Here is a 13,460-nt window from a genome sequence, read left to right as displayed (position 1 = left end):
CGCGCTCGGCTCAGAGGACGTTGAGCATTGCGAGCGCGGCTTCCTGCAGGTGCGGCAGGACGCGCCGCACGGCCGCGTCGGTCGTCTCCGCGCCGATCGGCATGTTCGTGCTCAGCGCCGCGACCACTTCGCCGTGACGGTTCTTCAGGGGCACCGCGATGCCGCGCACGCCGACCTGCAGTTGCTGTTCGATCGCCGCGAAGCCGGCCTCGCGAGCCTGGTCGACCTGTTCGAGCAGGCGCGCCTTGTTGGTGACCGTGTGCGGCGTGAACGGCGGCAGTTCGGTGTCGTCGAGCCATGCGCGCACGGCGTCGCGATCCGGATGGTGGGCGAGCAGCACGACGCCCGGCGACGTGAGCGGGGCCGGCACGCGCGCGCCGAGCACGAAGCCGGTCGTCATCACGCGCGACACGCCGTTGCGCGCGATGAACACGAGTTCCCAGCCGTCGAGCACGCTCACATACGCCGATTCGTTCAGCGACGCGCTCAGTTGCTGCAGATAGGGCTGGACCGTGCGCGGCAGGCGCGCCGAATCGAAGTACGACCAGCCGACCCGCAGCACGCGCGGCGTGAGGCCGTACAGCTTGCCGTCGGTGTACACGTAGCCGAGCGATTCGAGCGTCAGCAGGTAGCGTCGCGCGGCCGTGCGCGTGAGGCCGGTACGCGCGGCGGCCTGGGTGGGCGTCATGCGTGCGTGCTGGCTGTCGAACGCCTCGAGGATCGCCAGGCCTTTTTCGAGGCCGGCAATCCAGTCGCGCTTGTCGAGGTCGGCCTTGTTCATGGATGCGGAAACGTCGGGTGGGGCGGTGAGCCCGCGGGTATGGGCGATTATCGCGCATATCGGGCAGGGATGGCCGCTTCTGTCAGTCAGGCGTTGGCGTCGTCGATCTCTTCGTGTTCGAAGCAGAACGCCGCGATCTGCCAGCGGGCGTCGCAGACGAGCCACAGCTCCAGGAACGCGTGCAGGGCGCATAGCCTGCCGTGCTTGCGCATCGCGCTGATCCCCGACACGGGGTTGCCCATTCGTCAAGTTCTACGACAAGCCAGATTTCATCTTCGTACGTCATGCCTGGGTTAGAGCGATCCACGTGCGACAAGGGTTATCGGTTCACCTCATAATAATATTCAATATAATCATATGGTTGTCGTCTGGTCTTTTTGTGTTATCTGAGAAACTGTCTGGTGAGGCTTATCAGGGTTCGCGTGCCGTAATTCCGCCGCGCTACCAAGCCTGCCAGAAAATGCCCGACATAATCTAGAATAATTTTTTAGTTGACGATCAAACGTCTGATGGATACTGTTTTCAAGCGTGCACGCATTCCCTTAAAGATTAAGTACTCATGGAGTGAAAAATGGAAGACAAGTTCGTCATTGAACTCGACGCAGAAACGCTTGCAAAATTCGACAAAGTGCTGAACGATGACAGTGTCATGCACGCAGCCAGCGTCGCCCATCAAGCAAACAATATCAATAACGGCACGGACGAAAATCCGGACTTCTAAGTCGGGTTCGGCTTTGTTGTATTGAGAGACACTGAGGGCCGTGGCCCCCGGTGTTTCCCCAAAATGTCTCACTTTCCAGGTTTCGTATGGTTATGCACACGATGAGCTCAAGCCTTCGAGCGAGATCGGCACATGAGACGCTGGAGCTTGTAAAACCTCTGGCAAAGCGACTGGGTATTACTCGAGTTACGGATACGACTTGGCTTGACCGAGTCGGCATTCCTGTCTTTGCAAGCATACGGCCGAAAGCGCTAAGCGGGTCCCTGTGTGTAAATGCGGGAAAGGGGTGCCATCCCGACGAAGCAAAAATCGGTGCCTACATGGAGGCGATCGAGTTCGCGTACGCGGAATATGGGCGTACTGAACTCCAGGCGGTCCCCAGTACTCCACGTGAAATGGCAGGCACTTTTCCCTCCGGAGTCACCTTCGCCTCGCTTTGCCCGCGCTACGGACATCCGCTCGATCCGGACGGATTGATGTACGCGGTTGATGCTCATAGCGTTTTAGATGACCATTTGGTGAGAATTCCATCCGAGCTCGTTTTCATTCCGGACTCGAGGAACGATGGTCAAAAGCCCTTCGGAGAAAGCTCGAATGGACTTTCCTCCGGTAATAGTGTGCTTGAGGCAAGCGTCCATGGGCTATATGAGCTTATGGAACGGGACGTTCAATCCTTTGATTTTTTGCACGACCAGTCTGCGCTGGTCAATCTCGATAATGTGCCGGAAGGCGTCGAAAAACTCGTCTGTTTGATTCATGGGGCCGGATTGCAACTTGTGGTTCGGTATACTCAAAATGAATTCAGATTGCCATATTTTCAGGCATTTTTGACTGAGCAGGTGCCTGAAATGCCTGTATCGATTGCTACCGGTACGGGGTTTCACTGTTCAAAATCCATTGCATTAGTTCGAGCCATCTGTGAAGCCGCCCAAAGTCGCCTAAGCCACATTCATGGAGGTCGCGATGACATTATTCGACGGGTGCAGTATTTCGATAAGGTTGGTCGTGATGCAGAGATTAAGGCCATCAACGAACTGCGAACAAAAGCCTTTTCATCTGCGGCAGCAATCAACTATTCCGAAATCTTTGAGCCGTCAACTCCACGCACGCTCGACGACGCGTGGACGCACGCGCTATCAGCCCTAGAGAGGGTTGATGTTCGAGCGATATTCCGAGTCACTTTTACCAATCCGTCCGACCAACTTCAAGTGGTTCGCATCCTCGCTCCAGGGCTCGAATCATTCGATCCGAACTTGAAGCGCCTAGGACCTCGCCTCGCCTCGTATGCTCAAAAACACCTTTAACGAGTGCATTGTTTTTACCGGCCCGACTCGAGCCACATCAAGATCGATGGCGAATGATTCGTCTGTTCAATGGCGCGGTCCGATAAGACGAGGTGATTTGGCAGAACTTGTCTCAACATACGCGCCGACGAATGTCGCTATTGTTGATGGAATTTTTCATTCCTATCCTGCTGTTGGGCATTCCGAGATAGATGAAGCACTTCAGAAAGGCTGGAGGATTTGGGGTCTTTCATCGATGGGCGCCATTCGTGCTGCCGAGATGGCAGAATTCGGGATGCGTGGCTATGGAAAGGTATACAAAATGTTTGTGGATGATGAAGACTTTTCCGACGATGAAGTTACCCTTGTTCATAATTCGGATGCGCCGTATGAGGCACTTTCTGAGCCTTTGGTGCATTTCAGGGTTTTTCTCTCCAGTTTGGTTGAGCAAGGTATCGCAAATTTTCAAGAGCATGATGTAATTCTGCAAAGTCTCAAATCGAGATGGTACGGATATCGGACGATTGAATTGATGGAGCGACTTCTTGAGCGGCATTTGGCGAATTCGGCAGATGCTTTGCGGCAAATGGTAAATTTCGATCATTTTAGATTTAAGGCGCATGATTTAATGCAATTTATATCGGAAAAGCCATGGATGGAAAAAGATGAATCAAACAATTTCGAGCGACAAATTGCTATCTGAAATCGGCGGCCTGCCATTTATAGATAGAGAATTTTCTGCGCGTAAATTGCTGACCTTCGTGGCAATGCTGCGGCGGGATATAGACGATGCTCGGCACCCGCCTCAAGCGTATCTCGATCCACATTTGTCTGCAGAACTATACAGAGAGAAGGGGCGTGGGTCGGTAATTTATCCGTTATCGAGTGAACTCACACAAATGGATTCGGCTACAGTGCAGGAGATTGTTGGTCGAATCGTCAAGCAACGACCCGATTGGAAATCGTTATTCGAGATTCCGCTAATATTTCGGAGACTCGACACTGATCAAGTCAGCTTGACTAACCCCCTGATTCCTCAACAGGTGTTCTTGGGAACTCGAGCACTGAGCGACGAGTTTCTCCTCCCAGAGACTATCGTTCACGAGCTGTCTCATGTATGGAGCGGCTTTATCCTTGAGATTTTCGATTATCAGCATGACGGTTGTCCGGAAAACTATGTTTTGCCCTCTGGCACTCCAAACAAAGACATACGCGGCGTAGTTCTCGCGGCGCTCTTTGCGGCGGCAGTGTTGGATTTTTACGTATCAAATCCCAATTGCGCTCAGCATGCTCGAATTTCTGCACGCATTAGCTATCTCAGGTCATATTTAGATGGGTGTATTGACACCGTCTTTCATTCGCATCATACGTCGTCGATGGGGCGCGCGGTAACGGAACGTCTCGCAGCATACACGTCGCGCCTATTTGCTACGCAGCCTATTTGATTTGTTGATCAAAATGCCTACGGTCATTTTTCCTCGCCAGTTGCGCCAGTTCACTGCAGGTAACGCAAAGCATGAGACCAAAACTACCGCGTTTCGAACCATACTCGACGAGATATTCGCGCTTTACCCAGGCCTGGTTGGTCCCGTCGCGTTGCCGAACGGAGAGATCCAGCCTTTTATCGGCATTTTCGTATCGGGGCGTCGCGTGTCGTCGGAAGACATGAGCACTCTTTCCATCGCTAGCGATGCAGAGGTCGCTATTATTAGTGCTGTTGCCGGAGGCTAATTGAAATGTCGAAACGATTTAGCAGGCAGATACTCCTCTCTGAAGTCGGCGACGTTGGTCAAGCTAAGATACAAGCGGCTCGGGTGGTCGTCATTGGCGCAGGAGGGTTGGGCTGTCCCGTGCTGACTTATCTCGCCGCCGCCGGTGTTGGTACGATAGGTATCGTCGACGATGATGTCGTGGACGAAAGCAACCTGCATAGGCAAGTCCTGTATGCGGCAAGTGACGTGGGCTACAAGAAGGTCGACGTGGCCGCGCGTCGATTACAAGCGATGGCTCCAGACCTGATTGTGCTTCGGCATACAGTCCGTGTATCGGCGAGCAACATCCTGCCGCTGCTTTCGGAATACGACATTGTCGTGGATGGTACAGACAATTTTGCAGCAAAATACCTTGCCAACGACGCTTGCTACAAGCTTGGAAAGCCACTTGTCTACGCGTCAATCAGTCAGTTCGAGGGACAGTTAGCGGTCTTCAACGTAACAAGGGAGAAGGAGAGGACGCCGAATTATCGCGACCTCTTTCCATCTCCTCCTCCGGCGCACCTTGCACCGAACTGCCAAGAAGCTGGCGTGCTTGGGGTACTGCCGGGAATTATGGGATGTCTGCAGGCTACCGAAGTATTGAAATTAATTCTTGACGTTGGTGACTGCCTTGCCGGAAAGCTACTCTGTGTGGATGCTTTGACAATGGATTTTAGAAGATTCGATCTATCACGGCGCGCAGACAATCCGCTCTATGTGGGAGTCCCTTCGGACGCCGCCGTCGTCGAAATTGAAGATCCGGCAACCTGCGCCGCGCCTGGAGATCGTATTGACCAGGTCTCACGGGGAACGTATCTCGGATGGAGACACGACGACCAGTCGATGCTGACGGTGGACGTCCGAAACGCCCACGAGCGGCAGCGAGTGATCGACGGAGCCATTCACATTCCGCTTAGTGAACTACCTTTCAAGCTTGGTCTTTTGGAAGGAGCATCCAAGATCGTGTTTTACTGCCAATCCGGTATCCGGAGCCAGACAGCTGCGAGACTTGTGCAAAGTGGCCTTCCTGAAGTGGCAGTTTTCAGCCTGGAAGGTGGGATGAACAAATTCTCTCAAGAAGCTGGCGATGCAACTGTTTAATAAAATAGGCGAATCTTGGAAATCATAAATTTTCTGAAATCCATTGCATCCACGTTTTGTTTTTGCAATCATGCTCATTCATCGATATGAAATTGTTCGCCAATCTAAACGACTTGCGCGGTAATTGGAATCTTTGTTTTTTTCAGACCGGCTTTTTGTTTATTAATTTAGGTGATCGATGCACACAGCTGGCAGTGGCGTGGTGGTCCCTTCGTGTGACAAAGTCGACGGCGATCTTTGCTTCGATGTTAGCTTTCGCTGCGTGTGCAGAGCTAGTCACGAGACTATTCCTTGGCTTTGTGGGAGATCGATATAACAAGGCAGTGCTTATCATTGCTTGTAATCTAGTATCCGCGATCGCATGCGCCGTCCTCGCTGGTTTGGCTTTTCTAGGCGTTTTTTATCCCGTCGTTGTTGCTCTTATGATGGCTGTGATAGCCGTAGCAACGGGAATTCGAGATCCCCTTCAATCAAGTATCATTCCCACATTGGTTGTGGCCGATAAAGTGTCGGCGGCCTTCGGCACCAAGGGTATGTTGTACTCTCTTGCATTACTGGCAGGCCCTCCTTTGGCCGGATTCCTTATCACAGGCTCTGGAGAAGCGATTACGTTGCTAGTGGATTTAATAGGCATGGGCGTGGGCTCGATATTGATTGGGTTCGTGTTAGCTAAGACATTTTCGACGCCAAACGCAAGCAACGCATACTCGACGCGCGGACGACCAAACCCATTTTCCGGGTTGCGAATGCTGTTCATCGTAAAGGTAGAATTCTACCTGGCTGTACTCGCCATGGGAATCAATTTCTCGCTTTATCCATTTTTTTCGATGTTGATGCCTTACTATATCCAACATGAGGCTCATCTATCCGCTTCAATTCTCGGTGTCCTTGAGGCGATATTCGCGGTCGGAATTTTTTGTGGAAGCGCGTGGCTGGTAAAGCATAGCAATACCCTGATCGGACGAGATCGCTCCGTGGCTCTGGGATTCGGCCTGCTCGCCTGTAATATGGGGGCGGTCTATTTCTCGAATTATCTTTATGTTTTGCTGGTGGCATTTTTTCTCGGTGGTCTCGGGCTTATGTTGATTAACATAAACACATCGTCTGTCCGAGCCTTGGCTACGCCAGCGTCGCATCTTAATCAAATGATGTCCGCAGTCTCATTTCTTTCGATGGCAATCAATCCGGTGGGCAGTCTGGTTGCCGGCGGCCTCGTTGTCGCCATCGGTTTCAAGGCGACTCTGGCCGGATTGATCGCAATGACGGCAGCTTCGGCGCTGGCGATCCCGCTCGTCACTCCGGTTCGGTACTTCTTGAGCAAACCGGACACGGAGCTTCGCGAGAGCTATGGTTCCGTGTACCCAGATGCGTTTCGATAACGCGATTAGCCTGCTAGGGCTCAAAGGTGAAAAATTTGACCGATGACATAGTCCATCAGCCGTTAGGCGAGCTCTACGATACGGCATATCTGCATCTTTGTAACAGCAAGTCTTTCTTTACGGCCCTCAAAGTAACCTTTGGTGACGAATATTGTGATGTTGAAGAGCAACTTTCGTACGTTCGGCGGTCGGACATTCAAAAGTGCAACGAAGTGATATACACCGCATTTCGCGAGGAATCAGCCGTGCTGGATATAGGCTGCGGTGCAGGCGGATTCACTCGTATTTTTTCAAAATATGCGGATCATGCTGTAGGGCTGGACATTTCCGAGGTTGCGGTGCGGTCAGCGTGTGATCGATCAAACCTGCTTGGATTCAAAAATACGAGCTTTGTCAATGGTTCATTCTTGGCCTTACCTTTTGAGGATGGCGCGTTCTCGGTCGTTATAGCTCTCGACTCGATTCAGCACGCTCGACCGTTTCATGCGTCCTCGCGCGAAATAGCGCGAGTCCTAAAACCGGGAGGGACGTTGATCTTCACCAATTGGCTACGGCTTGCGCCGCTATCTGATCTTAAAAAAGGTGATCCGCTCTATGTCGCGCTTGAAAGAGAGGGACTAGAGGTTATCAGCATAGAAGACACAGACCCTGGTCTAGCGCGACAAGTTAGGTTTTATATTGAGCTGGCCAATCGAAAGGCTGAAATCGAAAGTGAGGTTGGCTCACATCTTTTGCAAATATTTCTCGCAGATGCGAGACACATAGGTAGTATGCGAAAAATCATTCAGCGTGGATTGTCGGTTGCCGTCAAGCAATCATAATTTGGTAAAGCACCGCTGTTGTTGAGATTCGCAAATTCTGCTAGCCATGATCATGAAAGACGAAGACGCTTCGCGGGAGCTTTTTTCTGGTTCTTCACGGATTACCGGGATACGCGGCCTTGATCTTGATGAAGAAGTGCGGGCTTTCGACGAAGTTCAGTTGATCGACTTCGCCATTGCGCCACGCATTGAGCCAGACATCGAGCATCTGCATCAGGTCGCATTTTGTCTTCATGCGTCGTGAACGTACGGGTTGAATCGTCGTGTTTCGACCGATCAATTCCGTGCAAGCCGAAAGAAGGGCAGGCTAGGGTTCGGGGCGCGCTCGCGCAATAGGACAAGTTTGGAATGGAGATTTTCGCCGCGTATTTTGCGTCGCGATGATGTGGACGCATGCGGCGCATGCCCGGCCACGCATGGGCGCGGCCGGGCAGCGATGCGGCAGAAGGCACGGCGTAAGGGGCTTCGGGAGCGGCGTTATTCGCTGCTCGTCCATTCGACGTTCGCGCCGACCGAGCGCAGGTTCTCGACGAAATGCGGATGCGCGCGGCGGATCGGCAGCGCGTTCATGATTTCCGAGCGGCCTTCGATGCTCGCGGCCACCATCAGCAGCGCGATCGCGACGCGGATGATGTACGGGCTCTCGACGCGGGCCGGCGTCAGTTGCAGCCCGCCGAACGTGATCAGCCGGTGCGGATCGGACAGCAGCACGTGCGCGCCGAACTTCGACAGTTCGCCGGACCAGCCGAGCGCACCGTCGTAGACCTTGTTCCAGAACATCGCGCTGCCTTCCGCGCGCACGCCGAGCGCGATGAAGATCGGCAGCAGGTCGACCGGCAGGTACGGCCACGGCGCGGCTTCGACCTTGGTGAGGATGTTCTGCGTAAACGGCCGGCGCACGCGCAGCGGACCGTCGCGTTCCGCGCGCGACCAGCCGTCGCGGTGCGTGACGTTGACGCCGAATTTCGCGAACGTGCGGTCGATCAGCGGGAAGTGTTCGGGCGACGAGTTGCGTACCGTGATGTCGCCGCCCGTGATCGCGCCGAGCGCGAGGAACGTCGCGATTTCGTGGAAATCCTCGGCGAAGCGGAACTCGCCGCCGCCGAGCTTGCGGCCGCCCGTCACGCAGAGCCGCGACGTGCCGATCCCCTCGATCGCGACGCCGATCATCGCGAGGAACTGGCAGAACTCCTGCACGTGCGGCTCGGACGCGGCGTTCATCAGCGTCGACGTGCCGTTCGCGCTCGTCGCGCACAGCGCGAAGTTTTCGGTGGTCGTCACCGATGCGTAGTCGAGCCAGTGATCGTTGGCCGTCAGCGGGCCGTCGGTGCGGACGATCAGCGAATCGGGCGTGCGCTCGATGTGCGCGCCGAAGCGCTCGAACACCTCGACGTGCGGATCGATCTCGCGCACGCCGAGCGTGCAGCCCTTCACGTCGTTCTCGAGGCGCGCGACGCCGAAGCGCGCGAGCAGCGGCGGGATCAGCATGATCGACGAGCGCATCGCTTCCGGCAGCCGGTGGACGGCCGGATCGAATTTCGTGTTGCGATGGTGGAGTTCGAGCAGGCCCGTCGTGAAGTCGACCGACACGTCGCTGCCGAGCGTGCGGAAGATGTCGAGGATCTTGCGCACGTCGGTGATGTCCGGCACGCCGATGAGGCGCAACGGCTGGTCGGTCAACAGGGTGGCGCACAGAATCGGCAGGACGGCGTTCTTGTTCGCGGACGGCTTGATGTCCCCGCGCAGCGGAGTGCCGCCGTGGACGATGAGATTCGACATGATATGGGGGCGTATCGGTGACTGACGTAGGCCCATATGATGCCATCGCTCGGGATGCCGGTGGAAAGTGCAAGCGGGAAAAGGGGAAATCAGGGCAGCGCTTGACAGCGTCTGACGCTGCGCGGCGCAGCTTGCACGTGCCCGACGCTTGCGCGCGGCCGGCCGTCGCTGCGGCCGGCCGCGGACAGTCAGCCCGCCGCCCGCATCCGCGCGGCGACGACCAGCGAGATCAGGCAGCCCACCGCGAGGTAACCGGCGACGAGATGCCACGAACCGCCGGCCACGCTGACGAGGCCGACCGCGATGAACGGCGTGAACCCGCCGCCGACCACGCTCGCGAACTGGTAGCCGACGCCCGCGCCGCTATAGCGGTATTCGGCGCCGAACAGCTCGGTGAACAGCGGCTGCTGGACGCTCACGACCATGTCGTGCGCGGCGTTCGCGAGCAGGATCGAGAAGATCACGATCCACGCGATCGACCGCGCTTCCAGCGCGAGGAAGAACGGCACCGCGGACGCGACGCCGATCAGCGCGCCGATCAGGTAGATGCGGCGCAGGCCGTAGCGGTCGGCCAGCCACGCGAAACACGGGATCGTCACGCAGCTCACCGCGCCCACCAGCAGGCCGATGTTCAGGAACAGGTCGCGCGACATGCCGAGGTTCGTCGTCGAATAGCTGAGCGCGAACGCGGTGACGATGTACATCGTGAACAGTTCGGCGAGCCGCAGCGCAATGATCAGCAGGAACGCCTTCGGATGGCGCGTCAGTGCCTCCAGCACCGGCAGGCGCAGCTTGCGGTTGCCGTGTTCGACCTTCTCGACGAACTCCTGCGATTCGTCCATGTTCTTGCGCACCCACAGCCCGATCAGCACGAGCACGATGCTGAACACGAACGGCAGGCGCCAGCCCCACGACTTGAACGCGGCCTCGCCGAGCGTGTGGCTCAGGATCGACACGATGCCCGTGGCCAGCACGAGGCCGACGCCGTAGCCGACCTGCACGCCGCTGCTGTAGAACGCCTTCTTCTGCTTCGGCGCGCTCTCGACGGCCATCAGCGCCGCGCCGCCCCATTCGCCGCCGACCGCGAAACCCTGGATCGCGCGCATCAGCACCAGCAGCACGGGTGCCCACCAGCCGATCGTCGAGAACGCCGGCAGCAGGCCGATCGCGACCGTCGACAGCCCCATCAGCATCACCGTCAGGACCAGCATCCGCTTGCGGCCGAGCCGGTCGCCGTAGTGGCCGAACACGACGCCGCCGAGCGGCCGGAACAGGAAACCGACACCGAAGGTCGCGAACGCCGCGAGCGTGCCCATCGTCGGGCTGACTTTCGGGAAGAACTCGGAATTGAATACCAGCGCGGCGACGATCCCGTACAGCAGGAAGTCGTACCAGTCGACCACGGCGCCGACGAAGCTGCCGATCGCGGCCTTGCGGGCCTGGCTGCGTACGCGGGCGCTGGCGGCGGCGTCGAGGGTGTCGAAGGTCGGGGTCATGGCGGTGTCTCCTGGCACGGCGCATCGTGGAATCGTGGCGGCGCCGCGTCCGATGCTGCATTGAAGTCGATGGGTGAACGGAGAATAGGGCGCGCATCGCGGCGCGGCAATTGGCCATATGGCCAAAGTGCGCGATTATCGTTCAAGTCCGTGCGATTATCGAACGCTTTTCGGGTTTGCACTAGGCGGATGCCGCGCAGTCCGTTCGGCCAGGGTGTGCCGCCGTGAACGATCTGGTTAAAATCTGCACCATTGACGACATCGCGCGGAACAGTCGCAGGCCCGGACGCCGGGCCGCGCTGCGGCCCGGCGCAACACCTCATCGACCCCGCTTGCCTTCGGAGACTGGAATGCCTGGCACTCATCCCCCCCTGTCCAGCGATACGCCGCCCGTTGCCGATCCGGCTGCCAATCCGCTCGGGATGGCCGGCCTCGAATTCGTCGAATTCGCGGCGCCCGTGCCCGAGGCGCTCGCGCAGCGCTTCGAGCAGCTCGGTTTCAAGGCGATCGCGCGGCATGTCAGCAAGAACGTCACGCTCTACCGGCAAGGTCAGATGCATTTCCTGATCAACGCCGAGCCCGATTCGTTCGCCGCGCGCTACGCGGAGGAATACGGGATGGGTGTCTGCGCGATCGGGCTGCGCGTGGCCAGCGCCCGGCGCGCGTTCGAACGGGCGATCGAGCTCGGTGCGTGGGCGTTCGAAGGCGAGAAGGTCGGGGTCGGCGAGCTGAAGATCCCGGCGATCCAGGGCATCGGCGATTCTCACCTCTATTTCGTCGACCGCTGGCGCGGGCGTAACGGCCAGCGCGGCGGTGTCGGCGACATCTCGATCTTCGACATCGATTTCCGGCCGATCGACATCGCGACCGCGCATACCGATCTCGACTGCGCGGGCGTCGGGCTGCAGCAGGTCGATCATTTCACGCAGACCGTCGGCGCGGGGCGCATGCGGGAGTGGCTGGATTTCTATCACGACCTGCTGCATTTTCGCGAGATCCACGAAATCGACGCGCACTGGCATGTGTCGGAGGAATCGCGTGTGATGGTGTCGCCGTGCGGCGCGGTGCGGATTCCGGTCTACGAGGAAGGCACGCGGCGCACCGAGCTGATGCACGCGTATCTGCCCGACCATCCGGGCGAGGGCGTGCAGCACGTCGCGCTGGCTACCGACGACATCCTGTCCTGCGTCGACGCGCTGCGGGCGAACGGCGTCGAATTCATCGAGCCGCCCGCACGCTACTACGACACGGTCGATGCGCGGCTGCCGGGGCACGGTGTCGATCTCGACGCGCTGCGCCGTCGCGCGGTGCTGGTCGACGGCGAGATCGGCGGCGACGGCGTGCCGAGGCTGTTCTTCCAGACGTTCGTCAAGCGCCGGCCCGGCGAGATCTTCTTCGAAATCGTGCAGCGCAAGGGGCACCACGGGTTCGGCGAAGGGAATCTCGCGGCGCTCGCCCGCGCGCGCGACGCCGGCTGAATGGCCGACTGCCTTGCATCGGGCGCCGACCGGGGCAATCCGGTTTGGGGATTGCGATGATATCAATGCTTGCATCCTGCTGACGAGACGCTATCATTGATAGCAAATCTGACTGGAGGGATGTATGGCAAATCTACTGGTGCGTAACGTGGATGACAATATCGTTCAGAGCCTGCGCGAGCGGGCTGCGGCAAATGGCCGGAGTGCCGAGGCCGAACATCGGGCCATTCTGGCCGATGCGCTCGGCCGGCCGAAGCGAAAGACATTTGCGCAAGTGCTGATGAGCATGCCCGATGTCGGCGAAGACGCGGATTTCGAGCGCGTGCAGGATTCCGGCGAGGCAAGGCGTGTATTTGATTGACACCAACGTCATCAGTGAAATCAGGAAGGGCAAGCGAACCAACCGTGGCGTGCGGGCGTTCTTCCGGCAGGCCGCGGCGGACGCCAGCCCGCTTTACCTGTCCGTCGTGACGGTGTCCGAGCTGCGGCGCGGCGTCGAGATGATCCGTCATCGCGGCGACGTCCGGCAGGCGTCGACTCTCGAAGCGTGGCTGGAGACGCTCCTGTCCGACTATGCACCGAACATCCTGCCGGTCGACATCGAGATCAGCCAGACGTGGGGGCATTTGCGCGTGCCCGATCCGACGCACGAACTCGACAAGCTGATCGCGGCCACCGCGCTGATCAACGATCTCACCGTGGTTACGCGCAACGTCGCGGATTTCGCCCGCACCGGCGTCAGGTTGCTGAATCCGTTCGACTAAGGGGCGGCGCAGCGATCCGGCCCGTCTTTGCGGCGCCCGCCGCGGCTGGCCTGGCGACGCCATACGACGCCACATCGCATCGAAAGAACTTGACGCAACGGCC

The 13,460-nt window shown here is 57.8% G+C and carries 15 protein-coding genes; 10 read left to right on the top strand and 5 right to left on the bottom strand.

All coding sequences use genetic code 11. The features are described 5' to 3' along the window. Nucleotides 1–10: 10 nt before the first annotated feature. Both WT26_RS27835 and WT26_RS37690 read right to left on the bottom strand, forming a co-directional pair. Entirely contained in the window at nt 11–781 is a 771-nt protein-coding gene (locus WT26_RS27835; protein ID WP_069274429.1) for an IclR family transcriptional regulator domain-containing protein, read from the bottom strand. Between the two features lie 86 nt (nt 782–867). After that, nucleotides 868–1,023, bottom strand: coding sequence for a hypothetical protein (locus WT26_RS37690; protein WP_155123238.1), 156 nt, complete (start codon nt 1,021–1,023; stop codon nt 868–870). A gap of 329 nt (nt 1,024–1,352) precedes the next feature. Here WT26_RS37690 and WT26_RS37685 point away from each other — a divergent pair, with 329 nt between their 5' ends. The 7 genes from WT26_RS37685 to WT26_RS36530 all read left to right on the top strand — a co-directional run bounded on the left by WT26_RS37685 (nt 1,353) and on the right by WT26_RS36530 (nt 7,840). After that, on the top strand, nt 1,353–1,502 hold the full coding sequence (locus WT26_RS37685; protein WP_155123237.1) for a hypothetical protein: 150 nt from the start codon (nt 1,353–1,355) through the stop codon (nt 1,500–1,502). An 86-nt stretch (nt 1,503–1,588) separates the two neighbouring features. After that, a complete protein-coding gene (locus WT26_RS36545; protein WP_335622464.1) occupies nt 1,589–2,806 on the top strand; it encodes a YcaO-like family protein in 1,218 nt (405 codons plus the stop codon). 97 nt (nt 2,807–2,903) lie between these two features. Further along, nucleotides 2,904–3,488: a TfuA-like protein gene (locus tag WT26_RS36540; RefSeq protein WP_231130482.1), complete on the top strand. Its 585-nt coding sequence runs from the start codon at nt 2,904–2,906 to the stop codon at nt 3,486–3,488. Next, complete coding sequence (locus tag WT26_RS37680) at nt 3,451–4,230, top strand: hypothetical protein (RefSeq protein ID WP_155123236.1); 780 nt, start codon at nt 3,451–3,453, stop codon at nt 4,228–4,230. The genes WT26_RS36540 and WT26_RS37680 overlap by 38 nt, the downstream gene beginning before the upstream one ends. Before the next feature lie 291 nt (nt 4,231–4,521). Then, nucleotides 4,522–5,640 (top strand): ThiF family adenylyltransferase, encoded by a 1,119-nt coding sequence (locus tag WT26_RS36535; RefSeq protein WP_080485752.1) that lies wholly within the window; start codon nt 4,522–4,524, stop codon nt 5,638–5,640. A 92-nt stretch (nt 5,641–5,732) separates the two neighbouring features. Beyond that, a complete protein-coding gene (locus WT26_RS27820; protein WP_196774804.1) occupies nt 5,733–7,019 on the top strand; it encodes an MFS transporter in 1,287 nt (428 codons plus the stop codon). 26 nt (nt 7,020–7,045) lie between these two features. Further along, nucleotides 7,046–7,840 carry a class I SAM-dependent methyltransferase gene (locus tag WT26_RS36530; RefSeq protein ID WP_080485751.1) on the top strand — a complete coding sequence of 265 codons (795 nt, stop codon included), beginning with the start codon at nt 7,046–7,048 and terminating at the stop codon, nt 7,838–7,840. 94 nt (nt 7,841–7,934) lie between these two features. On the opposite strand, the gene WT26_RS37675 is transcribed toward WT26_RS36530, so the two are convergent. The 3 genes from WT26_RS37675 to shiA form a co-directional block, all read right to left on the bottom strand. Continuing rightward, entirely contained in the window at nt 7,935–8,075 is a 141-nt protein-coding gene (locus WT26_RS37675) for a hypothetical protein (protein ID WP_155123235.1), read from the bottom strand. Between the two features lie 242 nt (nt 8,076–8,317). Then, the gene (locus WT26_RS27815; RefSeq protein ID WP_059522103.1) at nt 8,318–9,619 is read right to left on the bottom strand and encodes a UDP-N-acetylglucosamine 1-carboxyvinyltransferase; all 1,302 of its coding nucleotides are present in this window, start codon (nt 9,617–9,619) and stop codon (nt 8,318–8,320) included. A gap of 188 nt (nt 9,620–9,807) precedes the next feature. Next, on the bottom strand, nt 9,808–11,115 hold the full coding sequence (shiA, locus tag WT26_RS27810) for a shikimate transporter (protein WP_069274428.1): 1,308 nt from the start codon (nt 11,113–11,115) through the stop codon (nt 9,808–9,810). Between the two features lie 350 nt (nt 11,116–11,465). Between shiA and WT26_RS27805 the strand changes: the two genes are divergently transcribed. From WT26_RS27805 to WT26_RS27795, 3 genes are all read left to right on the top strand, one after another. Further along, nucleotides 11,466–12,593 carry a 4-hydroxyphenylpyruvate dioxygenase family protein gene (locus WT26_RS27805; RefSeq protein ID WP_069274427.1) on the top strand — a complete coding sequence of 376 codons (1,128 nt, stop codon included), beginning with the start codon at nt 11,466–11,468 and terminating at the stop codon, nt 12,591–12,593. 124 nt (nt 12,594–12,717) lie between these two features. Continuing rightward, nucleotides 12,718–12,954 (top strand): FitA-like ribbon-helix-helix domain-containing protein, encoded by a 237-nt coding sequence (locus WT26_RS27800; protein ID WP_069274426.1) that lies wholly within the window; start codon nt 12,718–12,720, stop codon nt 12,952–12,954. Next, nucleotides 12,941–13,357 (top strand): type II toxin-antitoxin system VapC family toxin, encoded by a 417-nt coding sequence (locus WT26_RS27795; protein ID WP_231130481.1) that lies wholly within the window; start codon nt 12,941–12,943, stop codon nt 13,355–13,357. The genes WT26_RS27800 and WT26_RS27795 overlap by 14 nt, the downstream gene beginning before the upstream one ends. Nucleotides 13,358–13,460: the final 103 nt, after the last annotated feature.

Origin of the sequence: Burkholderia cepacia (genome assembly GCF_001718835.1) — a bacterium.
GTDB classification, from domain to species: Bacteria; Pseudomonadota; Gammaproteobacteria; order Burkholderiales; family Burkholderiaceae; genus Burkholderia; species Burkholderia cepacia_F.
Note: the sequence above shows the minus strand (reverse complement) of the source record. Positions and strands in the feature narration are given on the sequence as shown.